This is a genomic window from Arthrobacter sp. LjRoot14, assembly GCF_964253905.1.
Taxonomy (GTDB): domain Bacteria; phylum Actinomycetota; class Actinomycetes; order Actinomycetales; family Micrococcaceae; genus Arthrobacter.
Map to the genome: position 1 here is coordinate 1,239,776 of NZ_CAXURL020000001.1, position 26,132 is coordinate 1,265,907.

Below are 26,132 nucleotides of genomic sequence, written 5' to 3' on the forward strand. Positions count from 1 at the left end.
CGCAAACACCCCCAAGGCACCTCGAAGATTCGACGATTGCCTAACAGCCTAGGCACGATCCGGAGCCGGCGTCCAGCCTTTTCCGGTTAATAGTCCGGCGAATTGATTATTTTTTCCGCGGTGTTGAGCGACGTCAGTGTGCATCGTTCGGGTAGGTCACGCCGAGCTGGGCGCGGACACCATCGAACAGCCTCATGACATTCAGCGAGTCCTCAAGCGGCATGACCGGGCTCTCGGTGAGCCCCTGCTGGATGCACCTGGTGACCTCGCGGAGCTCGTACGTGTAGCCACGGCCCACGACGTCGAAATGCTCGGTCCGCGGTTCCGCCATGCCGATCCTGACGTGGATTTCCTTGGGATTGTTGACCGAACCGATGGTCTGCAGATACCCGAGACTTCCTGCGACGGTTGCCGCCCGCGGGCCGTATGCCGTCAGCGATGATGTCAGTTGCGCCTGCGCGCCGTGGTGGTATCCCAGCGTCAACGCATTCTGGGCATCCACGCCGTCGTCGTTCACTGCCCCCGTGGCACTCACGGTTTGCGGAAAACCCAGGGTGCCCAGAGCCCAGAGCAGGGGGTACACGGTCAGGTCAAGGAGGGCGCCGCCGCCGTCCCTGAGGGCCCAGAGCCGTGCGCTGGGGGAGTAGACCGCCGGGAAGCCGAGATCCGCGGTGACCCACTGGACCGTCCCGAGCTCCCCGGAAGCCGCGATGTCGAATGCGCGCTGCATGCTGGGGAGGAAGCGGCTCCACATGGCTTCCATCATGAACAGCTTCTTGGAACGCGCCAGGGCTACAAGTTCACCAGCTTCCCGGGCGTTGATGGTGAGGGCCTTTTCGCACAGCACATGCTTGCCGGCATTGAGCGCGGCCAGTGCCACTTCATAGTGCTGCGCGTGCGGCGTGGCCACATAGACAATATCCACGGAGTCGTCGGCGAGGAGCCGGTGGTAGCCCGCTCCGCCGGCGTCGTCACCGTAGGCTGTGGAAAAACCGTACTCCGCAGCGAACGCTTCAGCCGACGCCTGGCTGCGGGAGCTGACGGCATACAGCTCCGCATCAGCCAGAAGGGCAAGATCCCTGGCCACCGATTGGGCGATGCCGCCGGTAGCCACCACTCCCCACCGCAGCGTTTGTCCTGTAGCGGAACGGGGATCCTGATCGGCCTGGCTGAACAGCCAGGGCTTCGCGATGGGGGCAGTCATTGTGACATCCTCTCATCCGGCTGAGAGAGCATCGGGGAAATACCTGCAGGAAGTGAGAGAGCGTCCGAATATTTCCTGCGAAAGGTGAGAGAGCGTCGGGTTGAAAGCGGCAGGAGCTGAGAGAGGGTTGCTATCGGCCTCCTCAGCTCCTGCCGCGCGGGCTGCGACTACGCCGTGGCTGCAGATGCCACCCTGGCGCGGGAGGGTTCCTCGGTGAGGCGCCCCTGCTGGAGCCGGAAGCGGCGGTCCGTCTTGTTGGCGAGCTGGCGGTCGTGCGTCACCACCAGGATGGTGGTGTTGTGGTCGCGGCTCAGCGAGCTGAGGAGCTCGATGATGTGCTCGCCGGTCTGCTCGTCCAGGTTGCCCGTGGGCTCGTCGGCCAGTATCAGCTTCGGCTCGTTGGCCAGTGCGCGGGCAATTGCCACACGCTGCTGCTCGCCGCCGGACAGGCGGTTGATGCGGCGCACGTGCTTCTCCGGATCCAGCTGCACCTGCTCCAGCAGTTCCTTGGCCCGTGCCAGCCGCGCGGTCTTGCGGACCCCGGCGAACTCCATCGGCAGCATCACGTTGTCCACGGCGGACAGGTTGGGGATCAGGTTGAACTGCTGGAACACGAAGCCGATGTCGCGGCGCCGGTACTCGGTCAGCTTGCCGTCCGGCATGCTGGCCAGGCTGACGCCGTTGACGACGACGTCTCCGCTGGTGGGCTTGTCCAGCGCACCCAGCAGGGACAACAGTGTGCTCTTGCCGCTGCCGCTCTTGCCCACGATGGACGCGAGCGTGCCCTCTTCGAGTTCGAAGCTGACGTCGTTGACGGGTTTGATGGTGCGGTCGCCGGACTTGAAGGTGCGGACGAGATTCTTGACTTCGATCATGGCTACTCTCCTCGGAGGACTTCGATGGGGCGGATGCGGGCGGTCAGGAGCGCGGGGACCAGCGCACCGATGATGGCGACGCCGAACACAGCGGCGATGCCGGCCGCGATCACGCCGGGGGAGGCGCTCGCGGTGACGGTGGTGAGCAGCTGGGAGGCTCCGCCGAAGGGCCCCCCTTGGGGAAGACCAGCGCCTCCGGGGAAGCCGGCCCCGCCGGGCATGCCGCGCCCGGTGGTTGCCGCCGTCGTCGTCGATGAATTGGAGCTGATCAGTGCCGAGGCGATGCCGCCGCTGGAGAACGACGCGATGGCGGCACCCGCCACGCTGCCCAGGGCCACGAGGACCAGCGCTTCCAGGACGAACTGGAGTCCGATGGTGCGGTTCGGCGCGCCGATCGCCTTGAGCACACCGATTTCACGGCGGCGCTCGCGGACCAGCATCACCATGATCAGGAGGATGATCAGGCCGGCCGTGCCCAGCGCCGCAATGAAGGCAATGAGGGAGATGTTCTTGACGCTGTCGAGTGAGCTGACGGCGGTCTCGAGGTTGCGCTGACCCTGGGTGACGTCGGCCTTGTCCGTACCGAGGGCGGCCTGGAGGGCGGTCTTGGCGGCATCCACGTTTTCCATGGTGTTCACCGTGACGATCATGGTGGACAGCTCGCCGGGCAGTTCAGCGAGGGCTTGGGCGGAGGGGAGGGTGACGTAGAGGGCGTTGTTGCCGAAGGTGGTACCGGCGTCGAACAGGCCTGCCACCGTATAAGTCTGGTCATTGATGGTGAACGTCGAGCCGACCTTGAGGTTGTTCTTCTCGGCGAGCGTGGTGCCGAGAAGCGCGTTGGCGGATTCCGAGTTGTAGTCGCCCAGGCCGGTGCCTTCGGTGATACTCAGGGCCTTGCCCGTGCTGTCCACCTCGGCGCCGATCCCGGTGGCGGTGATCGGCAGGGACATGGTCCGGGCCGGCTGGGTGGTTCCGGTTGAGCCCGTAGTTCCCTCCGCGGCCTGGTTGCGGTTGCCGAGCGTTCCGGCGTCGACGGCCGCCGTAAGGCTGGTGGTCAGCGTGGTGGTGGTCTGTCCGCCGGGTCCGCCCTGGCCTCCGCCCGGTCCGCCAGCCTGGGTTCCGGCGGCGGCTTGTGCCGCCGCTTCGGCGGCATTGCGCAACCTCAGGGCCTTCGTGCCGACGACGGTGCTCACGTTCGGGACCGCGGCCGCGGTTGCAGCCTGTTCAGCCGTGAGCGGTTCGCCGCCGCCCTCGAAGCCCTGGCCACCGGCCGGATTCACGGTCAGGACGGTGCCCACGGAGGCATTCAGTTCCGCGACTTTGGCGGCAACCGCCTGGTTGGCCACCAGCATGGACAGGGCCAGGCCGATCGCCACGGCCAACACCGCCACCACAGCCCCGGTTCGGACCTTGTTTCTGAAGGCATTGCCTACACTTCGGGCGAGGACGCTCACGGTACTCCTTGGATCTCAGGCCGGACGGAATGACCGGCTGCTGATCCAACAGTGGTGCGCGTGGCTGTGCGGGGAACGGGCCGAAGCTATGTTTCCGCTGTGAAGACGGGCTGGACTGCGGGAACCCCGTCCGGGCTGCGGACCGCCGCGAAACCAAAAGCCCCGGCCCACCCTCTCGGGTGAGCCGGGGCCCTTGACTGCAGCTACAGGCGCCTAGGCGCGGACTACTTGGTGATCGGGCCGAGTACCGGATCGTCCACGTAGGCCGTCTTGACGTTCTCCTTGGTCACGATGACCGGATCCAGCAGGTAGGCCGGAACGGTCTTGACCGTGTTGTTGTAGGACTTGTCATCGTTGATCTCAGGCGTCTTGCCGGCCTGGATGTCCTTGACCATGGTGATCGCGTGCTCTACGAGCTTGCGGGTGTCCTTGTTGATGGTGGAGTACTGCTCGCCGGCCATGATGGACTTGACGGACTCAACCTCGGAGTCCTGGCCGGTGATGATCGGGAGCGGCTTGCCGGCGGCCTTGACGGACGTCAGTACTGCACGTGCCAGGGTGTCGTTCGGAGACAGGACGCCGTCCAGGGAAGCGGTGCCGTAGCTGCCGGTCAGCAGGGTGTCGGCGCGACGCTGGGCGTTCTCAGCCTTCCAGCCCTGGGTGACGGCCTGCTCGAACGAGGTCTGGCCCGAGACAACCTTGAGGGTGCCGTCGTCGATCTTCGGCTTGAGGACGCTCATGGCGCCGTCGAAGAAGACCTTCGCGTTGGCGTCATCCGGGGAGCCGGCGAAGAGCTCGATGTTGTACGGGCCGGAAGGCTTCTTGGCCTTCATGCCGTCCAGCAGCGCCTGGCCCTGGAGTTCACCCACCTTGAAGTTGTCGTAGGCCACGTAGTAGTCCACGTTCTCGGTGTTCAGGAGCAGGCGGTCGTAGGCGATGATGGTGGCGCCGGAGTCCTTGGCCTGCTTGAGCTGGGTACCCAGCTGGGCGCCGTCGATGGCACCCACGATGATGACCTTTGCACCCTTGGTGACCATGGCGCTGATCTGGTTCTGCTGCTCGGAGACGCCGCCGTTGGCGAACTGCACGTCAGCCTTGAAACCGGCTCCGTTGAGTCCGTCGTTGAACAGCTTCTCGGCCAGCACCCAGTTTTCACTGGTCTTCTGCGGGAGTGCGACGCCGATCGAGGAGTTCTTCGGGAACGCCTCGCCGCCGCTGCTACCACCCGTGGTGCCGGTCTCGGCGCGGCCGCAGGCTGTCAGCGCCAGTGCCGCAATAGCAGCGATCGCTGCTGCCTTTCCTGCTTTACCAATCATTTGCATTGCTTGGTTCACTTTCTTTAGATGGTGTGCGGAGAATCGTGGGGGAGCGCTCAGGCTTCCTTGCGGATAGCGTCCTTGGTGGATGAGGTCTCGTCCGGCTGCAGCTCGCTGCTGCTGCGGCCGAAGTTTTTCATCATCATGCCGATGATGGATTTCTTGCCCTGGGTCTTGTTGTAGACGTCGAAGGCAACGGCGATCAGGAGGACCAGGCCCTTGATGATCTGGGTGAGGTCGGCGCCGACGCCGAGGAGCTGCAGGCCGTTGTTCAGCACTGCCATCACCAGGCCACCAACGATCGAGCCGATCACGGTACCCACGCCGCCGGTCACGGCGGCGCCGCCGATGAACACGGCTGCGATGGCGTCCAGTTCCCAGCCAACGCCGTCGAACGGTCCGGAAGCGGTGGAGCGGCCCACGAAGATCATGCCTGCCAGGCCGGCCAGGATGGACATGTTCATCATCACCAGGAAGTTGACCTTCTTGGACTGCACGCCGGAGAGTTCGGCAGCGTGCCTGTTGCCGCCGACGGCGTAGATGTGGCGGCCGACGATGGTCTTGGAGGAAATGAAGCCGTAGATGAGGACCAGGACGGCCAGGATCAGGCCCGGAATGGGGAAGGACGTTCCCGGACGGCCGGTGGCGAACAGGTACGTGGCGTACAGGATGGCGCCGCAGATCAGGACGAGCTTGAGGATCATCACCCAGGCTTCCGGCACCTCGGCGCCGAGGGCAAGGGCCCGGCGGCGGGCACGGATTTCGCTGAAGATCACGAAGGCCACGGCCAGCAGGCCCAGGAACAGCGTGAGGTTGTTGTAGCCCGTGTTCGGGCCCACTTCGGGAAGATAGCCCGAGCCGAGGTACTGGAAATCGGCGGGAACCGGGATGGTGTTGGACTTGCCGACGAACTGGTTGAAGCCGCGGAAGAGCAGCATGCCGGCCAGCGTCACGATGAAGGCGGGGATGCCCACATAGGCGGTCCAGAATCCTTGCCAGGCCCCGATCAGCGCTCCGAGGGCAAGGCCCAGGAGGACGCCGGCGTACCAGGGGATGCCCCAGTCACGGATGGCCAGGGCCACGGCGACGCCGACGAAGGCTGCCACGGAACCCACGGAGAGGTCGATGTGGCCGGCAATGATGACCAGCACCATGCCGATCGCCAGGATCAGAATGTAGGAGTTGCCGTTGAAGAGGTTGATGACGTTGCCCGGGGTGAGCGTGCGGCCCTCGGTGAAAATCTGGAAAAAGACGATCAGTGCAACCAGGGCGAAGATCATGCCGAATTGGCGGGTGTTTCCGCCAAATAGCTTCTTGAGCGCGTTCATTGTTTCGGTCCTTGTGTCTGGAAGGTTCTGGAGGTATCCAGAAGGTCAGGCGGCGGTCTTGCGGGCGGATGTCATGAGCTTCATCAGGTTTTCCTGGCTGGCTTCATCCTTGTTCAGGACACCGGTGATGGCGCCTTCGAAGATGGTGTAGATGCGGTCCGAGAGTCCCAGCAGTTCCGGCAACTCGGAGGAGATCACAATCACGCCCTTGCCCTGGTTGGCCAGCTGCTGGATGATGCCGTAGATCTCGTACTTGGCGCCCACGTCAATGCCGCGGGTCGGTTCGTCAAGAATCAGCAGGTCCGGGTCGGTGAACATCCATTTGGCGAGCACCACCTTCTGCTGGTTGCCGCCCGAGAGCTTGGCGACGCCTTCTTCCACTGAGGGCGCCTTGGTGCGCAAGGACTTCCGGTACTGCTCCGCAACGGTGAATTCCTTGTTGGGGTCCACAATGTTGTGCTTGCTGATCTTCTTCAGGTTCGCCGCAACGGTGGTGGTTTTGATGTCATCCAGGAGGTTCAGCCCCAGGGACTTGCGGTCCTCGGTGACGTAGCCCAGCCCGGCATCGATGGCCTGCCGCACGGTGCGGAGGGTGATCTCCTTGCCGTCCTTGTAGATGTGGCCGGAAATGAAGCGGCCGTACGAGCGGCCGAACACCGAACGGGCCAGCTCGGTGCGTCCGGCGCCCATGAGCCCGGCAAAGCCGACAATCTCGCCGCGGCGGACGAAGAAGTTGGAATTCTTGCAGACCAGGCGGTCCTGGATCTGCGGGTGCCCGACGTTCCAGTCCTTGACTTCGAAGAACACCTCGCCGATCTTCGGTTCGTGGTCCGGGAAGCGTGACTCCAGCGTGCGGCCCACCATGCCCTTGATGATGCGGTCTTCATCCACGCCGTCGGCCTTGACATCGAGGGTCTCGATGGACTTGCCGTCACGGATGATGGTGATGGAGTCCGCGATCTGCTCGATCTCATTGAGCTTGTGGGAAATGATGATGGACGTGATGCCGCGGCCCTTGAGCCCCAGCATGAGATCCAGCAGGTGCTGGGAGTCGGACTCGTTCAGGGCCGCCGTGGGCTCGTCGAGGATGAGGAGCTTCACCGATTTGCTCAGCGCCTTGGCGATTTCCACCAGCTGCTGCTTGCCGACGCCGATCTCCTTGATGGCGGTGTCGGGATCTTCGCGCAGGCCCACCCGGGCCAGGAGCTCCGTGGACCGCAGCCGGGCTTCGGCCCAGTCGATCATGCCGCGCTTGGTGGGCTCGTTGCCGAGGAAGATGTTCTCCATGATGGAGAGCTCCGGGATGAGCGCCAGTTCCTGGTGGATGATCACGATGCCGGCCTGCTCGCTGGCACGGATGTCCTTGAACTGCTGGACCTCGTTCTGGTACACGATGTCGCCGTCGTAGCTGCCGTACGGGTACACACCCGAGAGGACCTTCATGAGGGTGGACTTGCCGGCGCCGTTTTCGCCGCAGATGGCGTGGATTTCGCCCGCCTTCACCCGCAGGCTCACCTCGGACAAAGCTTTAACGCCGGGGAATTCCTTGGTGATGGACCGCATCTCGAGAAGGATCGGATCACTTTGCGTGGTCTGGGACGTCATTTGCCCTTACGCCTCCAATGCATGACTTCGTTGTCCGCCCCGCAAACCGCAGGGCCGTCTGATGAAAAAGTAAACTGGATCACAGCCCTTGTCGTCAAGTCTTTAACGCAACGGGCCGATAACGAATAGATTCAGGAGCGCCGGATTCCCGCGTGCTGGAAGACCAGGGCGGCCGCACCGAGCGCCTCGGCCCGGTCCCCGAGCGAGGACATGGTGAGCGTGGTGGTCTCGCCGATGACGGGCACTGCGTGCCGGATCAGGCCCCGCCTGATCGGGTCCAGGAGCAGGTCTCCCAGGCCGGCCAGCGGACCGCCCACCACAATTACTTCCGGATTGATGAGGTTGGCCACGTTGCCCAGGGCGCGGCCCACAGCCAGGCCTGCGTCGTCTATGACCCGGAGCGTTGCGGAGTCCCGTTCCAGCGCCTTGCGGACAATGTCCTCGGCGCTGAGAGGCTTCTCCTCGCCGCGGCCCAGGAGCTCGATCATGGTGGTGGTGGAGGCGATGGTTTCCAGGCACCCCCGGTTTCCACAGCGGCAGATGAGGCCGTGTTCATGGATGGTGGCATGGCCGATTTCGCCGGTGATGCCCACGTTGCCGTAGTACGGGGCGCCGTTGAGGATCAGCCCGGCACCAATGCCCGAGCCGATCTTCAGGAACATCAGGTTGCTGATGCCGCTATGGGGGCCCCATGTGACCTCGGACAGGGCGCCGAGATTGGCGTCGTTGTCAACAAACACGGGGAAATTCAGGGTGTCCTCGAGGTGCTGCAGGATGTTGATGCCCACCCACTCGGGGAGGATGGCGCCTTGCGCCACGGTGCCCGTCCGGCGGTCGATCGGGCCGGGGATTCCGACGCCGGCGCCCACCACGGCGCTGCGTTCCACGCCGCTCTCGTCCAACAGCTTGGCAAGGAGTTCGACGGCGGCCCGGATGCCTTCGTCGGCGTGGTGGCCCAGCGGCAGCAGCACCGATTCCTCGGCGATGATGTGGTAGCTCAGCGTCGCCAGGACCACCCTAAGGTGCCGGCGGCCGAAGTCGATGCCAACGGCAACTGCGCCGTTGCTGTTGAGGCGGACATTCAGTGCCCGACGGCCGGAACTGGTGATCGGTTCCGTGGACGCCAGCCCGGCGTCCTGCATGATTTTGACGATGTTGGAGACCGTGGCCGTGGACAGGCCGGTCTGCCGGGCGAGTTCAGCCTGGGTGGACGGACCGTTCAGCAGGCACTCGATGATCCGTTGCTGGTTCAGGTGCCTCAATGCGGACTGTGACCCGGGGTTTTTGGTTCGGCTCCTCGTTGAGCGCGGTGTTGAGGGCATGCAATGAAGCGTGCACCATCTGCACCGTTGTAGTCAAGAAGTTAACGCAAGGCGCAGTCGTGGTGCCCTGGCCGCAGCCGCGGACGATCCGCACCGCGGGCCACGGTCGCCAGGTGGAAATGCACCTAGGGCACAGTCTGCACCCTGGCTACGCTGGTAGGAAGAGGCTGCAAGGCAGGGTGGTCCGCACGTTTCGCGGCCGCCCCGGAGACTATAGAGGTGGTAATGGTGCTGCTGGCACTCCTGCAGGCGAACGCCGCCGTACTTGATGTGGAAGCCAACTGCGGTGCGGTGGATAACGCCGCCCGGACGGCGGCCGCCGCCGGCGCCCGGGTGCTGCTCACTCCGGAACTGTTCCCGGTGGGTTATGCGCCCCTCCGGGTCCGGGACGGGCTGGACCCGGCCCGGCTTCCGTCGATTCGCCGGAAGCTGGCAGACATCGCCCGGCGGAACGGGATCGCGCTGGTCTACAGCCTGCCCGCCGTCACCGCAGACGGGCGGTGGCATATCACTGCCACCCTGGTGGACCATGACGGCGCTGAACTGCTGAACTACGCCAAGGTGCACTTGTTCGGTGCGGAGGAGCGCAAGGCGTTCAGCCCCGCGTCCGAACCTCCCGCCGTCGTGGATTTCCACGGGATCAAGACGTCCATGGTGATCTGTTACGACGTCGAATTCCCCGAAGCGGTGCGTGCCGCCGCAACCCGTGGCGCCGAATTGCTGCTGGTTCCCACGGCGCTGGCCCAGGGGTTTGATTCCGTTCCGCAGATCCTGCTGCGGGCCCGGGCACTGGAGAGCCAGCTGACCGTGGCCTACGCAAACCATGCAGGGGAGGAGGATGGCTGCGAGTTCCTGGGCGGGAGTGTCATCGCCGGTGCCGACGGCTCCCTGCTGGCCGCGGCCGGTCCGGCACCGGAGCTGCTTTTCGCGGAGGTGTCCGCAGCAAGCGCCCGCAACGCGCGGGAGGTAGTGCCGTACCTCCGGGAGCGCCGGCCGGATCTCTACCGCGACTGGGAATCGGGTGTTCCGGAGGCCGGGTTGGCGGCGTCTGCCAGGCCGGCGGCAGCGGGGGAGGCCGGGGCCGGAGGTTCGTCCACGTACTGAAGGGCGAACCAGAGTTCCGCCCGTACCTGGGCCTGATTGAGGTCGGTGTCCAATAGCTCGGCGAGGGCGTTGATCTGGCGGCGGACGCTGTTGCGGTGCAGGCCCATGGCTTTGGCCGTGGCGTCCCAGCTCCCGTTCGCGCCCAGCCATGTCCGCAGTACCGCCAGCTGTCCGGCCCGCCGCTCGGGATCCTCCTGGCTGAGGACCGGTTCCAGCAGCCGGGCCGCAAGCATGGTCCCGGCTTCGCGGCCGAGCAGTCCGGCCACGGACCAGGTCACCTCGTCCACGCGGGCGCTCCGGCCGGTTGCTTGAACCCGCGCCCGCAGGGAGGTGACCCGACGGTACGCAGAGGACAGCCCGTGGAACTCCGTGGCATCGCCGATCACCAGGCGCCAGCCGAGCGCCTCCGTTTCGGCGAGCAAGGCCTCGTCCACTTTGAGGCGGGTGATGGCTGCGAAACCGTAGTCGGTGATCTCGACGAGTTTGGTGTCGAACATCCGGCGCCACTGCAGCAGTTCCCGCACGGGGCTTTCGCCCGCCGGGCCGCCGGCTTCCGCCTTCACACCCTGGACCACCCGGAGCGGTGCCGAGCGCGTGGAGGACATGCTCTGCGCCAGGAGGTCTTTGAGGCCGTTGACGTGTTTCGTGCCGCCTGAGGCGACGCTGTCCGGGTGCAGCAGCAGCGCCGTCGCAAGCTGGCTTGGTGCGAGCGAGCCGCTGGTCCGCTGCCGCACGAGCAGTTCCAGCAACCCCACGACGGAGGACACCACGCTGTTCTGCGCCGGGGTGAGCGGACCGTTGGAGCCCAGGACCAGGGCGCCGAGATTGGCGTCCCGGGTGCTGCGGAGCGGATGGCCGAACACCACAGTGGACCCCGGTTCCTCGAGCTGCTCCATTTCCACGCGGGGCCCACTGCCGGCCAGTAGCCTTTTCAGCAGCGGCTGCAGGGCGGAAAGTTCGACGGCGGCGCCCCCGCCGTTGCCGCCCGCGGACCGGGCGCGGATGCGGCCGTCGGCTCCGACGAGCAGCGCCCAGACCGGCACCCGCTGCACCAGCGCCGCCAGCAGTTCGTGTTCCGGCCTGGCCGAGAGGACCGCCCGCATCAGCTGCCGGTTGGTGTCCGCGAGCTGCCGGAACACCCTGGCGTTATCCGACTCCAGCAGCTGCGAGAATTCCAGCCCGATGGCGGCGAACGGAACAGTTTTGGGAAACTCCACGAGAGTCAGGTTGTGGCGCCGGCAGGCCGCTACAACGGTCTGGGGCACGGCATCGAAGTAGGGTTCCAGCCCAAACCCCAGGGCCCCCACCCCGGCGCCAACCAGCCGCTGGACGTAGGCATCCACCTTCGCCTCGCTGCCGCCGTCACCGAGGAAGGGCAGCCCTGCGGTGAGGATGAACTCGCCGTCAAGCAGGTAGGGCGTGGGGTCCTCCAGTTCGCTGGGCTCCACCCAGCGGAGCATCCCGGCACCGTTGCCGCCGTCGTGGAGTATCTTCAACTCCGCCGGCAGCTTCTGCAGGAACTGCTCCAGCGTGACGAAGCCGAGCCGCTCGGCGGTGGCCTCAGGCGCCAACGGGAGCACCGGCTTCCTGGTAGTCGGGGCACTCGTAGGCCCGGGGCAGGCGCGGGGCGATCCGGTTGATGATCTCGTCGCCGTGGCTGCCGATCGCTGCGCCCCAGTCATCGGCGCTCGCCGCCCCGGTGCGCGGATCGCCAAATAGCACGGCTGTGTCACCAACGGCCACGCCGTTGGCATCCGGGCCCAGGTCCACCATGAACTGGTCCATGCAGACCTTGCCGATCACCGGAACCCGGCGCCCGCCCAGGAGGATGAGGCTGCGGCCTGAAATGCCCTTCGGGATGCCGTCCGCGTAGCCCAGCGGGATCAGCCCCAGGTACCGCGGCTCGTGCGTGATGGCCTGGTGTTCATAGCTCACGCCAGTCCCGGCGGGCACTTTCTTGACCAGGACCACCGGCGCCGTCACGGTCAGGGCGGGGCGCAGGCCGAAGTCGCCCGGGGCCAGGTGGCCCGCCGGAGCGAGCCCGTAGAACGCCAGGCCGGCCCGCACCATGTCGAACGCGAATTCGGGGCGGTCCAGGATGTTGGCCGAACTCGAGACGTGCCGCAGCACCGGCTTCAGCCCTGCCGCCCTGGCCGCAAGGACGGCTTCTTCGAAAGCGTCCACTGCCGCCAGGTTTGCCGGGTGCGCGGGAACATCGGCCCAGGCCAGGTGGGTCCAGATACCCCGCACCGAGAGTGTGCCGTCACGCTCCGCCGCCCGCGCAGCAGCCACCAGCTCCGCCCAGTCCTCCGCCCGCGCTCCGCCGCGGCTGAGGCCCGTGTCGAGTTCAAGATGGACGACGGCGGGACGGCCCAGCCGGCGCGCGATGCCGGCCACAACGTCGAGCTGGGCGACGCTGCCCAGCGAGACATCGACGTCGTACTCCAGCGCTTCACGGATCGTCTCGCTCGAGGCCGCCGCGAGGTACAGCCAGGACAACACCGGGGCGGTAATGCCGGCCCGGCGCAGGGCGATGGCCTCGTGCAGCTGGGCCGTCCCCAGCCAGTCGGCACCGGCGGAGAGCGCCGTCCGGGCGACGTCAACGAGTCCGTGGCCGTAGGCGTTCCCCTTCGCCACGGCCATGAAATGGGGGGCCGCAGACCGCTGGCGGAGGGTGCGGATATTGTCCGAAATGGCCGAGAGGTCAACGCTGACCTGCCCGGTGAGAGCCGCGTTCTGAGCGCTCTCCACGTGTGCATTAAGTCTCATGCCAGAACACTATAGGGCATTTTGCACAACGGTGAGAGGTGGCTCACAAACCTAAGCTGGTCCAGGGGAAAGCCGATAACTACTCACGAACGGACGTCAATGATGACTGTGCCTACACTCACCGGCCGGCCGCCGGCAGCTGCCCGCCGTCCGGGCCTTGCCGCGCAATTGCTGCGCCGCAAGCCGATCGGCCAGATGGTCAGCGAGGTTGAAAACGGCCACGTCGGGACCAAGCTGGTCCGCAGCTTCGGAGTCCTGCAGCTGACCATGATCAGCGTGGGCGCCACGCTGGGAACCGGCATCCTGGTCATCCTCGGTGAATCGGTGCCGTTGGCCGGTCCGGCCATCTGGATTTCGTTCGCCATCGCCGGCCTGGCTGCCCTGCTCTCCGCCGTCTCCTACGCCGAGATGGCCGGCCTGGTCCCGGTGGCAGGATCCAGCTACTCCTACACCTACGCCACCATGGGCGAAGGCATGGCCTGGATCTGCGGCTGGTGCCTGGTGCTGGAATATGCGGTGTCAGTGGCCGCTGTGGCCGTCGGCGCCGGCCAGTACGTGAACGAAACCCTGGCCGTGTTCGGCCAGGTACTGCCGGACGCCGTTTCGCAGCCGCCCGGCGACGGCGGCATCATGAACATCCCGGCCATGGTCATCGTGGTCCTGGCCACCATCCTGCTGGCCCGCGGCGCCCGGGAAAGCGCCTGGATCAACACCGCGATCGTGGTGGTCAAGGTGGCAATCCTCCTCTTCTTCTGCGCCGTGGCTTTCACGGCCTTCAACGCAGGCAACTTCGAACCACTCCTGCCGATGGGTGCCGCCGGTGTCTCCGCCGCCGCCTCGACAGTCTTCTTTTCCTACATCGGCTTCGACGCCGCCTCCACCGCCGGTGAGGAAGCCCGCAACCCCAAGCGGGACCTGCCGCGCGCCATCATGCTCTCCATGGTCATCGTCACCACCATCTACGTCCTCGTGGCTGTCGCCGCCATCGGCGCCCGTCCCTGGGGCTGGTTCGACGGCACCGAGGCGGCCCTGGTCAAGATCCTCGAGGAAACCACCGGGCAGCCCTGGATCGCACTGGTCTTCGCCGTCGGCGCCGTCCTGGCCATCGCCAGCATCGTCCTGACCGTCCTCTACGGCCAGACCCGCATCCTGCTCTCCATGGCCCGCGACGGCCTCATCCCCAGGATCTTTGGACGAGTTTCGTCGCGCACGGGCACTCCGGTGGCCGGGACCGTGATCGTGGGCGTCCTCGTGGCCCTCACCGCCGGGCTCGTGCCGCTTGGCGACCTCGCGGACGCCACCAGCATCGGAACGCTGTTCGCCTTCGCCCTGGTCAACGTCGCCGTCATCTACCTGCGCCGCAACCGGCCCGAACTCAAGCGCACCTTCCGCGTGCCGCTGTTCCCACTGACGCCCATCCTCGGTGCCCTCATGTGCGCCTACCTGATGGCCAACCTCGGCGCCGACACCTGGGCGGTGTTCGGCATCTGGATGCTGGTGGGCCTGGCCGCCTACTTCGGCTACGGCCGGAAGAACTCCAGGGTGGCGGCGCTGGGCCACGAGGAATACCGTGAACTGAGCGGGCCCCAAGCTTCAACCCTGTCCACCCCCGAACCGACGAAGGCAGACCTTTCATGACCATCGCCACCGAACTGCCGGCCAACGATCCCGCTCCGGCCCCGGGCCCGGAAGCTGCCTCCGCAGCGGCGCGGGCAGCCGACGCCCCCATCACCATGCTGAACCCGGACTTCCCCTTCAGCTATGACCACTACCTGGCCCACCCGGACGGCCTCGGCTCCGTCCCGCCCGAGCTGTACGGAACCGAAGTGGCAGTGGTCGGCGCGGGCCTGTCAGGCCTGGTCACGGCTTACGAACTGATGAAGCTGGGCCTCCGCCCGGTCATCTACGAAGCGGACCAGATCGGCGGCCGGCTACGGACTGCCAGCTTCCCGTCAGCCCCCGGCGTGGTGGCTGACCTCGGCGGCATGCGGTTCCCGGTGTCCGGCAAGGCGTTCTACCACTACGTGGACCTGCTGGGCCTGCAGACCCAGGAGTTCCCGAACCCGCTGGCCGCGGCCACCTCCAGCACCGTCATCGAACTGGCCGGACAGAAGCACTACGCGAGCACACCGGCGGACCTGCCGCCGTTCTTCCGTGAAGTGGCCGACGCCTGGAAGGCCGCAGTGAACGACGGCGCCATGTTCACTGAGATGCAGGAGGCCATCCGGGCACGGGACACAGCCAGGATCAAGGAGATCTGGAACGAGCTCCTGCCCCTGATGGACGAACAGACGTTCTACGGCTTCATCGCGGCCAGTGAGTCCTTTAAGGAAGCGGGCTTCGCGCACCGCGAGGCGTTCGGGCAGGTGGGATTCGGCACCGGCGGCTGGGACACCGACTTCCCCAACTCCATCCTCGAAATCCTGCGCGTCGTATATACGGACGCCGATGACCAGCACCGCCTCATTGCCGGGGGAGCGCAGCGGCTCCCCGAGGCACTGTGGCAGCACACGCCGTCGGGCATGGCCCACTGGCCGGACGGGACGTCACTGGCGTCCCTGCATTCAGGCTCACCGCGCGGTGCCGTGGACCGGATCAGCCGGGACGCCAACGGCGATCTCCGCCTCCGCGAACGCTGGGGCAGGGAAGCGAGCTACGCGGCCGTCGTCACCACGTGCCAGTCCTGGCTGTTGTCCACCCGGATCCACACCGAGGAGGCGTTGTTCCCGGCGGAGCTGTGGACGGCGATCGAACGTTCGCACTACATGCAGTCCTCCAAGACGTTCGTGATGGTGGACCGCCCGTTCTGGAAGGACATCGACCCGGACACCGGCCGCGACGTCCTGTCCATGACCCTGACGGACCGGCTGAACCGTGCCACCTACCTGCTGGATAACGGGCCGGACAAGCCCGCCGTGATCCTGCTCTCCTACACCTGGAACGACGACGCCCTGAAGTGGCTCGCGCTGGACGCGGACCAGCGGGTGGAGCTCATGCTTCACTCCCTGGAACAGATCTACCCGGGCGTGGACATCGCCGGCCACATCATCGGCCAGCCCATCACGGTCTCCTGGGAGGCGGACCCCAACTTCATGGGCGCTTTCAAGGCAAACCTGCCCGGGCATTACCGGTACCAGCAGCGGCTGTTCACCCACTTCAAGCAGGACAGGCTCCCGGAATCCCAGCGCGGAATCTTCCTGGCCGGCGACGACGTTTCCTTCACTGCCGGCTGGGCCGAAGGCGCCGTCACCACTGGCCTCAACGCGGTGTGGGGCGTCGTGAACCACCTCGGCGGCCGGTCAGCGGCCGGGAACCCGGGGCCGGGGGAGCTGCTGGACGCGATGGGGCCGATCAGTCTGGACTAGCCGGCGTGGAGCTCCCGGTGCGCCCGCGCGAGTTCGCGGTAGTGCGCGGCGTTGCGCTTCACGCCGTCGAACTCCTCGTCGGTGAGCTCACGCCGGACTTTGGCCGGAACGCCGGCCACCAGGGAGCGAGGCGGGACGACGGTTCCTTCGAGCACCACGGCGCCGGCCGCCACCAGCGAGCCGGCGCCGATCACCGCACCGTTCAGAATGGTTGCGCTCATGCCGATGAGGCAGTCATCCTCAACGGTGCAGCCGTGCACAACGGCGCTGTGCCCCACGCTGACGCGGGCGCCGACACTGCAGGGGAATCCCGGGTCGGCATGCAGCACCACGTTGTCCTGCAGGTTGCTGCCCGCGCCCACGGTGATGGCGGCCGTGTCCGCGCGCACCGAGACGCCGTAGAACGCGCTGGCGTCCTCGGCGAGGGTGGCGTTGCCGATCACTGATGCGCTGGGGGCGACGAAAACGGAAGGGTGGACGTCCGGGCTGGTGCCGGCGAAAGGATATAGAGGAGCCATGAGCCCAGCCTAGGAGTTTTTGTCCAGATAGCGGGACCAAAAGGGTCGTTTGAGGCGATTATCTGGACAAAAACTCCCGGGCCGGACCAGCCAGTTGCCGGTGCGCCAACGGACTTTGTGCCTAGTGACGCCGCTGCCGCGTCTCACTACGATTGGGCCATGGAACTACGGGGTTTGGACCTTCAAGGTCTGCAGTTGCAAGGACTTCACCTGCGGAAGACCGGAGGGGGCGGGGCCGGCCGGTTCCGCCGTTTGATGTGGCGGATTGAGCAGCTGGAGGCCCTTGACCCGGCCGTCCGGGTTGCCGAGCCGAAGGCCGGCCGCCTGGTCCAGAACGAGCGAGTCCGCAGCTTCCTCCACGGCGATGCAACCGGAATACCACTGCACGGCATCCTCACAGACGTGCCTTTCGGCGCATGGTTCATGGCCATGTTCCTGGACCTGTACCCGGATGAAGGGACCCAGCGGGCGGCAACCCGCCTGATGGGCCTCGGCGTCATCTCAGCCGTGCCCACCGCGCTGTCAGGATGGGCCGAGTGGGCGTTGGCCGGCCGGGGAACGCAGCGGGTTGGCATCGTCCATGCAGGCTTGAACGCCGCGGCCGTGCTGATCTTCGCCGGATCCTGGGCTGCCCGGCTCCGGGGCAAGCGCAGGCTGGGCGTCGGGCTGGCGAGGTTCGGGGCGCTCGTGGTGATCGCGGGCGCCCTCCTGGGCGGATACATGGGTAGTGCGCGCAGGGGAACCTAGGCCCGCCGCTTTCCCCAACTGACTCGCATTTAACGTCGTCATTCGCGGATTTCGCGACGTTAACTGCGAGCTACTTGGGTTGGGGCGGGGGAGTGCGCAGAATCAGGAACTGGTAGTGCTGCGTCCAGTGGCCGGCACCCGGGCCGGATTCCGCCCCTGTGCCCTCCGGCCACGTGACGAATTCCTCAATCTCGCCGTGCCGGCCGAAGATCCGCCGGAGCGCCGCGTCACTGCGCCGGCTGAAGAACCGCGGCGGCTGGATCTCGTCTTCGGGGTTGATCACCTCTTCATCGTCCCCGGACCAGAGCCCGACGGCGATCGGCGCCCCCGGCGCGGCCACCCGCACCAGTTCGCGGACGACGTCGTCGATGTCCGTGTTGGGGATGTGCAGCAGGGTGCTCATGGTCCACACCGCCGGGAAGACGCCGTCGGCGAAGGGCAGGTTCCGCGTGCTGGCGACCGAGACATTCAGTCCCTTGGCCGTGGCGATGCGCACCTGCTCTTCGGAGATGTCCACGCCCGTGTAGTGGATGCCGGCCTGGACGAACTTCAGCCCGTCGATCCCCGGACCCGAACCGATCTCCAGCACGGCGTGCCTGCCTTCGGCTTTCAGGCGAGCAATGAACCGCTCCCGCTGCTGCACCCGCTGGGGTGTCAGCGGGTGCTCCGGATGAAGGACGGCGCGCTGGTTGTAGAACGCGGCCAGCCGGTCCTCCCGGCCGGGGTGCTGCGCTCCGGGGTCCCCGCTGGCCGCCGTCACGTCCTGCCCGGCCTAGTTGAAGACGACCGTGCGGTTTCCGTCCAGCAGCACCCGGTGCTCGGCGTGCCATTGGACGGCCTGGGCCAGGGTGCGGCCTTCCACGTCCCGGCCCATCTGCACAAACTGTTCTGCCGTGCGGCGGTGGTCCACACGGATGACTTCCTGCTCGATGATGGGCCCTTCGTCCAGCGCAGCCGTGACGTAGTGCGCAGTGGCGCCGATCAGCTTCACGCCGCGGGCATGGGCCTGGTGGTACGGCTTCGCACCTTTGAAGGACGGCAGGAACGAGTGGTGGATGTTGATGGCCTTGCCGGTGAGCTCGGTGCACAGCTCGTTGGAAAGGATTTGCATGTAGCGGGCCAGCACGGTCAGCTCGATGTCTTCCTCTGCGATGATCTTCCGCAGCTGGTCCTCGGCCCGGACCTTGGTGTCAGCGGTGACCGGAATGTAGTGGAAGGGAATGCCGTAAAACTCCGCCAGCCCGGCCAGGTCCTCGTGGTTGGACACGATGGCTGGGATTTCGATGGGGAGCGTGCCGGAGCGCTGGAGGAACAGCAAGTCGTTGAGGCAGTGGGCAGACTTGCTTGCCATCAGCAGCGTCCGGACCTTCCGGCCCGCGGGGTTCAGGCTCCACTCCATGCCGAAGGCCACGGCCACCGGCTCCAGCGCAGCGTGGACGTCTGACTGCGAAGCGGCAGTGGTGACCTCCACCCGCATGAAGAACGTGCCGGTGGTCTGGCTGCCGTACTGCTGCGAGTCCGTAATGTTGCATCCGGCCACAAGCAGTGCGCCCGCTACGGCATGCACGATGCCGGGCCGGTCGGGGCAGGAGAGGGTCAGTACGTAAGCGGAGGAAAGCTGGTCTTCAGTCACGAAGAACAGCCTACCCGCGCCGGAGGCAGCGCCCTCAACGGGATTCCGACGGAATTCGGAAGGGTTTTGATAGTCTTAACCGGTCGCAACTGGCGTTGGATGGCTAACCATCAGGGAGCGGCACTGACGAAGACCACGGATCGTACGCCTGGGCCGAGGGTCATGTTTTGCCGGACGGCAGTTTAACCACTGCCACACCCTGGCGTTGCCTTGCCCGTAACCAAGGGGCGGAGCCGCGTCACAGCCGGTAGCCTGACCTTAGCAGCGCCCATCCCTAGCCAGGAGTTCTTCGTGACCACTTCACCGACTTCCGTCAGCACTTCCTCGACCGTCAGTAACCTGCCGCTGGCTGAGCTCGACCCCGAGATCGCCGCCGTACTTGACCAGGAGCTTGGCCGCCAGCGCGGCACCCTGGAAATGATCGCTTCCGAAAACTTCGCCCCGCGCGCCGTGATGGAAGCCCAGGGCTCCGTCCTGACCAACAAGTACGCCGAGGGCTACCCGGGCCGCCGCTACTACGGCGGCTGCGAATACGTGGACATCGCCGAGCAGCTGGCGATCGACCGCGTCAAGGACCTGTTTGGCGCCGAGTACGCCAACGTCCAGCCGCACTCCGGTGCACAGGCCAATGCAGCAGCGCTCTCCGCCATGATCACCCCCGGTGACAAGATCCTGGGCCTCTCCCTGGCCCACGGCGGCCACCTGACGCACGGCATGAAGCTCAACTTCTCCGGCAAGCTGTACCAGGTAGCCGCGTACCAGGTGGAGCAGGACAACTTCCGCGTCGACATGGACAAACTCCGTGAACAGGCAATCGCCGAGAAGCCCCAGGTGATCATCGCCGGCTGGTCCGCCTACCCGCGCCACCTGGACTTCGCAGCCTTCCGCTCCATCGCCGACGAAGTCGGTGCACTCCTCTGGACCGACATGGCGCACTTCGCCGGCCTCGTCGCCGCAGGCCTGCACCCCAGCCCGGTGCCGCACTCCGACGTCGTCACCTCCACCGTGCACAAGACCCTCGCAGGCCCCCGTTCCGGTGTGATCCTGGCCAAGCAGGAATGGGCCAAGAAGCTCAACTCCAACGTTTTCCCGGGTCAGCAGGGCGGACCGCTCATGCACGTCATCGCAGCCAAGGCCGTTGCCTTCAAGATCGCCGGCACTGCTGAATTCAAGGAGCGCCAGGAGCGCGTCCTCGAAGGCGCCAAGATCATCGCCGACCGCCTGAACCAGGCCGACGTCGCCGAGGCCGGGGTTTCCGTTCTGACCGGCGGCACCGACGTGCACCTGGTCCTGGTGGACCTGCGCAACTCGCAGCTGGACGGCCAGCAGGCGGAGGACCTCCTGCATTCGGTGGGAATCACCGTGAACCGCAACGCCGTTCCGTTCGATCCGCGCCCGCCGATGGTCACCTCCGGCCTGCGCATCGGTACTCCCGCCCTGGCCACCCGCGGCTTCGGCGCCGAGGAATTCACCGAGGTTGCGGAGATCATCGCCACCGCCCTGAAGGCCGGCTCCGCCACCGACGTGGAAGCCCTGCAGGCCCGCGTGGACAAGCTCGCCGCCGACTTCCCGCTGTACCCGCAGCACGAGCAGTGGTGAACCCGTCCATGGCGCAGACCGCGAAGATCCTTGACGGAAAGGCCGCCGCTGCCGCCATCAAGTCCGAGCTGGCTGAGCGTGTCGCCAAGCTGAAGGCCCGCGGAGTCACTCCGGGCATTGCCACCGTGCTCGTGGGCGCAGACCCTGCCTCGCAGCTGTACGTGTCCATGAAGCACAAGCAGTCCGTAGAGATCGGGATGAACTCGATCCAGCGTGAGCTTCCGGCGGATGCCACCCAGGCCCAGGTTGAGGCCCTCATTGACGAACTCAATGCGGACCCAGCCTGTCACGGCTACATCGTGCAGCTGCCGCTGCCCAAGCACCTGGACACCGACGCCATCCTTGAACGGATTGACCCCGCCAAGGATGCCGACGGACTGCACCCGACGAACCTTGGCCGGCTGGTGCTCAATGTCAGCGGCGAGATCACCTCGCCGCTGCCGTGCACGCCCCGCGGCGTCATCGAGCTCCTGGAACGCAACGGTTACAGCCTCTCCGGCAAGCACGTCGTTGTGGTCGGCCGCGGTGTCACGATCGGCCGCACGATCGGGCTGCTGCTCACCCGGCGGTCCGTGAACGCCACTGTGACCCTGACGCACACAGGGACCGAGAACCTCTCGGAACTCCTGCGGCAGGCGGACGTCATTGTGGGCGCGGCAGGTGCCAAGCACATCGTCAAGGCTGCGGACGTCAAGCCCGGTGCGGCACTGCTCGACGTCGGCGTCACCCGTGAAACGGATCCTGAGACGGGCAAGAGCAAGGTCCACGGAGACATCGATCCCGCAGCTGCCGAGGTAGCGGGCTGGATTTCGCCGAACCCCGGCGGCGTCGGTCCCATGACCGTGGCGCTGCTGATGACCAACGTGGTCGAAGCCGCGGAACGCAAACTGGCGGCGGAAAGCGCCGGGACCGCCTAGGCCTGGCATCTTGAAGGAACGCCGCAGGGCGCCCGCTCCCCAGGGAGCAGGCGCCCTGCAGGTTTTAAAGGGAGGCCTTGCGGCACTACCCCGGGGCGCTTGCCGGCAATCCACATCGAATGGATTTTTTGAGACCCAACTCTTTCTTTGTTCGAACGTGCGTACTAACGTTGTGTGGGTGCCTGAACTTGTGTCCAACGAAGAACTATCCAACAAACAATCCCGCAGCCAGCACCGGGGCGACCAGATGCAGTACGTCATCACCGCCGAAAACCTCACCAAGACGTACGGCGACGTCACCGCCGTCGACGGCATCTCGTTCAGCGTTCCAGCCGGCGAGGCCTTCGGACTGCTTGGCCCCAACGGGGCAGGCAAGTCCACCACCATGAAGATGATCGGCGGGGTTTCCCAGCGCACCTCCGGAAACCTCTCCATCATGGGGCTGGATCCGGAAAGCCACGGCCCGGAAGTCCGCGCACACCTTGGCGTTGTGCCTCAGCAGGACAACCTCGACGAAGAGCTCAAGGTCCGCGACAACCTGCTGGTCTACGGCCGTTACTTCGGACTGCCCATGAGCTACCTGAGGCCCAAGGCCGATGAACTGCTGGAGTTTGCCCAGCTCACGGACAAGGCAAAATCCAAGGTAGACGCCCTCTCCGGAGGCATGAAACGGCGGCTGACCATTGCGCGCTCGCTGATCAACGAACCGCGGATCCTGCTGCTGGACGAGCCCACCACCGGTCTGGACCCGCAGGCCCGGCACATCCTCTGGGACAGGCTCTTCCGGCTCAAGGAACAGGGAGTCACGCTCATCCTCACCACGCACTACATGGACGAGGCGGAACAGCTGTGCGACCGCCTTATCGTGGTGGACAAGGGACGCATCATGGCGGAGGGCTCGCCGTCGAGCCTGATCCGTGAATACTCCACCCGGGAAGTCCTGGAGCTGCGCTTCGGTTCCGAACGGAATGCCACGATCGGTGCTGAACTTGAGGGAATCGGAGAACGGCTGGAGACGCTACCGGACCGCGTGCTGATCTACGCGCACGACGGCGAGGCGGCGCTGGAGCAGGTGTCTGCCCGCGGCCTGCGCCCGCTCACGTCGCTGGTGCGGCGGTCATCTCTGGAGGATGTCTTCCTCCGCCTCACCGGTAGGAGCCTCGTTGACTGAGCACGCCGCGCCTTCCGTGGCAGACGCCGGAGGCCGCGGAGCTGCCGGACCTGCCGCGCTGCGCGCCCATTCGCCGGCCGTGTCAGCTGCCCGGGCCCGCCGCTGGGGATCCTTCTACTACGCCGAGCAGGTCCTTCGCGTCATGAAGGGCTACGGCTGGACCATCGTGATGTACGGCGTAGGCCAGCCCGTGGCCTATCTGTTCGCCATGGGGGTGGGCCTGGCCACGCTCGTGGATACCAGCAGCGCTGCCGCGTTCGGCGGGGTCAGCTACCTGGCATTCATCGCCCCTGCGCTGTTGATCTCCGCGGCGGTCATGACGGCCGCCAACGAATTCACGTTCCCGGTCATGGACGGCTTCAAATGGCGGCGCGTCTACTACGGGCCGCATGCCTCCCCGCTCACGCCTGAGCAGATCGCGTCCGGCCACATCATGGCCGTGACCCTGCGGTTCCTGCTGCAGTCCGCCATCTACTTCGTGGTGGTGGCGCTCTTCGGTGCCTCACCCAGCGGCTGGGGCTGGGTGTCCATCCTGGTCGCCACCCTGGCAGGGCTCTCCTTCGGCCTGCCGCTGATGGCCTATGCCGCCTCCATCAAGGAGGACAAAGGCCAGTTCGCCATGGTGATGAGGTTTGTCGTGACACCGTTGTTCCTCTTTTCCGGAACCTTTTTCCCGCTCGACAGCCTGCCCCTCGCGGTGCGGTGGATCGGCTGGATATCCCCGATCTGGCACGGCACCGAACTGGGCCGCGTCTTCAGCTATGGCTATGAGGAACCACCGCTGCTCACCATCCTGCACCTCGTCTTCCTGGTGGGCCTCGCCGTCGCGGGATGGATGCTCACCAAACGCCAGTTCGTCAGGAGGCTGGGGCAATGAGCATCCTGGCCGAAAGTCGCGACCCGGGAGGCCACAGCGTCGCCGAGGCGGCGCGGAACCGCCATTTCGGGCCGTTGTACTCGCGCAACGTCAAGGCCGTCATAGCCCGGGGCCTGATGGCCACCAAGAGCAGCAACTGGATGGTGATGCTCTCCGGCTTCTTCGAGCCGGTGCTCTACCTGATCTCCATGGGGGTGGGTCTGGGCGCCATCGTGGGGGCCGTCCAGGGGCCCGGCGGCCAGGAAATCAGTTACGCCGCCTACATTGCACCTGCGCTCCTGGCGGTGTCCGCAATGAACGGCGCCGTGTATGACTCCACGTGGAATGTCTTCTTCAAGATGAACTTCGCCAAGTTGTACCAGGGCATGCTCTACACCTCGCTGGGCCCGCTGGACGTGGCGATGGGGGAGATCTTCCTGGCTTTGTTGCGGGGCCTGCTGTACGCCACCGGGTTCACCGCCGTCATGGGCGTCATGGGCCTGATCACCACACCGTGGGCCATCCTGATGATTCCCGCGTCAGTGCTGATCGCCTTCGGTTTCGCCAGCTTCGGGATGGGGATCACCAGTTTCATGAAGACCTTCCAGCAGATGGACTGGATCAACTTCGTGATGTTGCCGATGTTCCTCTTCAGCGCCACGTTCTACCCGCTGAGCGTCTACCCGCAGTACATCCAGTGGCTGATCCAGGCCATGCCGCTGTGGCACGGCGTGGAGCTGCTCCGGCAGATCAGCGTGGGGATATTCACCCCTGCAACCGCCATCCACGTCGGGTACTACCTCGTGATGATCGTGCTGGGTGTCATGCTTACCGCCGGGCGCCTGCGCAAGCTGTTCCTCAAGTAACGTTCGCCCCGGGTGGAAGCGTCCACTTGCCCGCTTCGGCATTTGAGACAATGGACCCATGCGAACTTTGGGTAACCCTCACTCTGCGTCCAACCCGGCCAAGGGCGGGTTCTCCATGCTGCGAATCAGCGGCCCGGGAATGATGGTGTTTGTCGTCGCCTTCGTGGTGGCCGTCATCTTTGCCGCCAACCAGAACGACGTCGTCGGCTGGGTTGTGGCGGTTATTGCCGGCTTCTGGCTCGCGCTGGCAGCGTTCGTCGTCTTCAGCATCCAGAAGGCAGCGAAGAAGGCGACCGCCAAGCTGAACGAGGCGCAGAACGCCTTCAACGCCGCGACCGGCCGCGCGCCGTCGTCGGGCAGTGCAGACCACGGCGGCACCCGCCTGGTCCGGACCCGCAGTGAATCTGAAGAGGTCCGTGACATGAAGCTGGACCACTCCTTCAAGATCGTCCAGGTCCAGGTGCGCGTCGTCGAGCAGGAACGGGCCAAGGATGCCGCCGCGGACCAGGACACCATCCGCCGCGCCCTGGAAACCATCGAAATCACGGCCACCAATGCCAGGGACATGATCAAGTCCTCCGGTGGTGCTGACGAACCTGTCAGCGGAACCATCATCGACTAGAGTGGAGCGGGTGAGCTCGGCATTGAAGAAGGACCACCTTCGCATCGCATCAGTCAACGTCAACGGCCTCCGCGCTGCCTACCGGAACGGCATGGCGGAGTGGCTTGAGCCACGCGAGGTGGACATCCTTTGCCTGCAGGAGGTCAGGGCGCCGGACAAAATCGTCCGTGAGCTCCTGGGCGAGGGCTGGTTCGTCCTTCATGAAGAAGCCGAAGCCAAGGGCCGCGCGGGCGTGGCCATTGCCTCCCGCACCGAGCCGCTGGCCACCCGTCCGCACATCGGGGACGACTACTTTGCCACCGCCGGCCGCTGGGTCGAGGCGGACTTCCGCGTTACGGACGCCGCCGGCGCCCCGGTCCAGCTGACGGTAGTGAGTGCGTACGTTCACTCCGGCGAGGCCGGGACCCCCAAGCAGGACGACAAGTTCCGCTTCCTGGACGTCATGGAGAGCCGCCTTCCCGAGCTGGCAAAGCACAGCGACCACGCCCTCGTGGTGGGTGACCTGAACGTGGGCCACACGGAGCTGGACATCAGGAACTGGAAGGGCAACGTCAAGCGGGCGGGCTTCCTCCCCGAGGAACGTGCGTACTTTGACCGCTTCTTCGGCGAAGACATCGGATGGAGGGATGTCCACAGGGGCCTGGCGGGAAACGTCGACGGCCCCTACACCTGGTGGTCCCAGCGCGGCAAGGCCTTTGATACCGACACAGGCTGGCGCATCGACTACCACATGGCCACTCCCGCCCTCGCCGCCGCAGCCATTTCGGCCACAGTGGACCGGGCACCGTCATGGGACACCCGCTTCTCCGACCACGCACCGCTGGTAGTGGACTACCAGCTCTAAGCCCGAAGGTTTTTCTC

Annotated in this window: 23 protein-coding genes; 11 read left to right on the top strand and 12 right to left on the bottom strand. The window is 65.9% G+C overall.

The window, feature by feature from the left end:
- Positions 1-133: 133 nt before the first annotated feature.
- The 7 genes from ACSQ12_RS05725 to ACSQ12_RS05755 form a co-directional block, all read right to left on the bottom strand.
- Entirely contained in the window at positions 134-1,204 is a 1,071-nt protein-coding gene (locus tag ACSQ12_RS05725) for a Gfo/Idh/MocA family protein (protein ID WP_436064679.1), read from the bottom strand.
- 167 nt (positions 1,205-1,371) lie between these two features.
- Positions 1,372-2,079: an ABC transporter ATP-binding protein gene (locus ACSQ12_RS05730; RefSeq protein ID WP_436064680.1), complete on the bottom strand. Its 708-nt coding sequence runs from the start codon at positions 2,077-2,079 to the stop codon at positions 1,372-1,374.
- A gap of 2 nt (positions 2,080-2,081) precedes the next feature.
- Positions 2,082-3,533 (bottom strand): ABC transporter permease, encoded by a 1,452-nt coding sequence (locus ACSQ12_RS05735; RefSeq protein WP_436064681.1) that lies wholly within the window; start codon positions 3,531-3,533, stop codon positions 2,082-2,084.
- 224 nt (positions 3,534-3,757) lie between these two features.
- Positions 3,758-4,855 carry a substrate-binding domain-containing protein gene (locus ACSQ12_RS05740; protein ID WP_043479298.1) on the bottom strand — a complete coding sequence of 366 codons (1,098 nt, stop codon included), beginning with the start codon at positions 4,853-4,855 and terminating at the stop codon, positions 3,758-3,760.
- A 50-nt stretch (positions 4,856-4,905) separates the two neighbouring features.
- Positions 4,906-6,177 (bottom strand): multiple monosaccharide ABC transporter permease, encoded by a 1,272-nt coding sequence (mmsB, locus tag ACSQ12_RS05745; protein WP_436064682.1) that lies wholly within the window; start codon positions 6,175-6,177, stop codon positions 4,906-4,908.
- A gap of 45 nt (positions 6,178-6,222) precedes the next feature.
- Complete coding sequence (gene mmsA / locus ACSQ12_RS05750; RefSeq protein WP_436064683.1) at positions 6,223-7,782, bottom strand: multiple monosaccharide ABC transporter ATP-binding protein; 1,560 nt, start codon at positions 7,780-7,782, stop codon at positions 6,223-6,225.
- Positions 7,783-7,913: 131 nt separating this feature from the next.
- Entirely contained in the window at positions 7,914-9,104 is a 1,191-nt protein-coding gene (locus tag ACSQ12_RS05755) for an ROK family transcriptional regulator (RefSeq protein ID WP_209746686.1), read from the bottom strand.
- 225 nt (positions 9,105-9,329) lie between these two features.
- Here ACSQ12_RS05755 and ACSQ12_RS05760 point away from each other — a divergent pair, with 225 nt between their 5' ends.
- A complete protein-coding gene (locus ACSQ12_RS05760) occupies positions 9,330-10,208 on the top strand; it encodes a carbon-nitrogen hydrolase family protein (protein WP_436064684.1) in 879 nt (292 codons plus the stop codon).
- Here ACSQ12_RS05760 and ACSQ12_RS05765 read toward each other — a convergent pair.
- Together ACSQ12_RS05765 and alr are read right to left on the bottom strand one after the other, a co-directional pair.
- Entirely contained in the window at positions 10,106-11,788 is a 1,683-nt protein-coding gene (locus ACSQ12_RS05765; RefSeq protein WP_436064685.1) for a PucR family transcriptional regulator, read from the bottom strand. The two genes, ACSQ12_RS05760 and ACSQ12_RS05765, sit on opposite strands and share 103 nt — an antisense overlap.
- On the bottom strand, positions 11,769-12,977 hold the full coding sequence (gene alr / locus ACSQ12_RS05770; protein WP_436064686.1) for an alanine racemase: 1,209 nt from the start codon (positions 12,975-12,977) through the stop codon (positions 11,769-11,771). The genes ACSQ12_RS05765 and alr overlap by 20 nt, the downstream gene beginning before the upstream one ends.
- Positions 12,978-13,079: 102 nt before the next feature.
- Here alr and ACSQ12_RS05775 point away from each other — a divergent pair, with 102 nt between their 5' ends.
- Both ACSQ12_RS05775 and ACSQ12_RS05780 read left to right on the top strand, forming a co-directional pair.
- Positions 13,080-14,615 carry an amino acid permease gene (locus tag ACSQ12_RS05775; protein WP_436064687.1) on the top strand — a complete coding sequence of 512 codons (1,536 nt, stop codon included), beginning with the start codon at positions 13,080-13,082 and terminating at the stop codon, positions 14,613-14,615.
- Positions 14,612-16,342, top strand: coding sequence for a flavin monoamine oxidase family protein (locus ACSQ12_RS05780; RefSeq protein WP_436064688.1), 1,731 nt, complete (start codon positions 14,612-14,614; stop codon positions 16,340-16,342). Before ACSQ12_RS05775 ends, ACSQ12_RS05780 begins: the two co-directional genes overlap by 4 nt.
- Here ACSQ12_RS05780 and ACSQ12_RS05785 read toward each other — a convergent pair.
- Positions 16,339-16,860, bottom strand: a complete 522-nt coding sequence (locus ACSQ12_RS05785; RefSeq protein ID WP_436064689.1) for a gamma carbonic anhydrase family protein — start codon at positions 16,858-16,860, stop codon at positions 16,339-16,341. The two genes, ACSQ12_RS05780 and ACSQ12_RS05785, sit on opposite strands and share 4 nt — an antisense overlap.
- Positions 16,861-17,055: 195 nt before the next feature.
- On the opposite strand from ACSQ12_RS05785, the gene ACSQ12_RS05790 reads away from it, so the two are divergent.
- On the top strand, positions 17,056-17,607 hold the full coding sequence (locus ACSQ12_RS05790) for a DUF2231 domain-containing protein (RefSeq protein WP_436064690.1): 552 nt from the start codon (positions 17,056-17,058) through the stop codon (positions 17,605-17,607).
- Between the two features lie 70 nt (positions 17,608-17,677).
- On the opposite strand, the gene ACSQ12_RS05795 is transcribed toward ACSQ12_RS05790, so the two are convergent.
- Positions 17,678-18,367: a class I SAM-dependent methyltransferase gene (locus ACSQ12_RS05795; protein WP_436064691.1), complete on the bottom strand. Its 690-nt coding sequence runs from the start codon at positions 18,365-18,367 to the stop codon at positions 17,678-17,680.
- A gap of 12 nt (positions 18,368-18,379) precedes the next feature.
- Positions 18,380-19,240, bottom strand: coding sequence for a formyltetrahydrofolate deformylase (gene purU / locus ACSQ12_RS05800; RefSeq protein ID WP_436064692.1), 861 nt, complete (start codon positions 19,238-19,240; stop codon positions 18,380-18,382).
- 291 nt (positions 19,241-19,531) lie between these two features.
- Here purU and glyA point away from each other — a divergent pair, with 291 nt between their 5' ends.
- From glyA to ACSQ12_RS05835, 7 genes are all read left to right on the top strand, one after another.
- Positions 19,532-20,839: a serine hydroxymethyltransferase gene (gene glyA, locus ACSQ12_RS05805; protein WP_307800715.1), complete on the top strand. Its 1,308-nt coding sequence runs from the start codon at positions 19,532-19,534 to the stop codon at positions 20,837-20,839.
- 8 nt (positions 20,840-20,847) lie between these two features.
- A complete protein-coding gene (locus ACSQ12_RS05810; protein WP_436064693.1) occupies positions 20,848-21,756 on the top strand; it encodes a bifunctional methylenetetrahydrofolate dehydrogenase/methenyltetrahydrofolate cyclohydrolase in 909 nt (302 codons plus the stop codon).
- 247 nt (positions 21,757-22,003) lie between these two features.
- The gene (locus ACSQ12_RS05815; RefSeq protein WP_209748558.1) at positions 22,004-22,927 is read left to right on the top strand and encodes an ABC transporter ATP-binding protein; all 924 of its coding nucleotides are present in this window, start codon (positions 22,004-22,006) and stop codon (positions 22,925-22,927) included.
- Positions 22,920-23,804 (top strand): ABC transporter permease, encoded by an 885-nt coding sequence (locus ACSQ12_RS05820; protein ID WP_436064694.1) that lies wholly within the window; start codon positions 22,920-22,922, stop codon positions 23,802-23,804. Before ACSQ12_RS05815 ends, ACSQ12_RS05820 begins: the two co-directional genes overlap by 8 nt.
- Entirely contained in the window at positions 23,801-24,649 is an 849-nt protein-coding gene (locus ACSQ12_RS05825; protein WP_436064695.1) for an ABC transporter permease, read from the top strand. The genes ACSQ12_RS05820 and ACSQ12_RS05825 overlap by 4 nt, the downstream gene beginning before the upstream one ends.
- Before the next feature lie 58 nt (positions 24,650-24,707).
- Positions 24,708-25,271 (top strand): hypothetical protein, encoded by a 564-nt coding sequence (locus tag ACSQ12_RS05830; RefSeq protein ID WP_209746664.1) that lies wholly within the window; start codon positions 24,708-24,710, stop codon positions 25,269-25,271.
- A gap of 10 nt (positions 25,272-25,281) precedes the next feature.
- Positions 25,282-26,115: an exodeoxyribonuclease III gene (locus ACSQ12_RS05835; RefSeq protein ID WP_436064696.1), complete on the top strand. Its 834-nt coding sequence runs from the start codon at positions 25,282-25,284 to the stop codon at positions 26,113-26,115.
- The last annotated feature ends 17 nt before the right edge of the window (positions 26,116-26,132 follow it).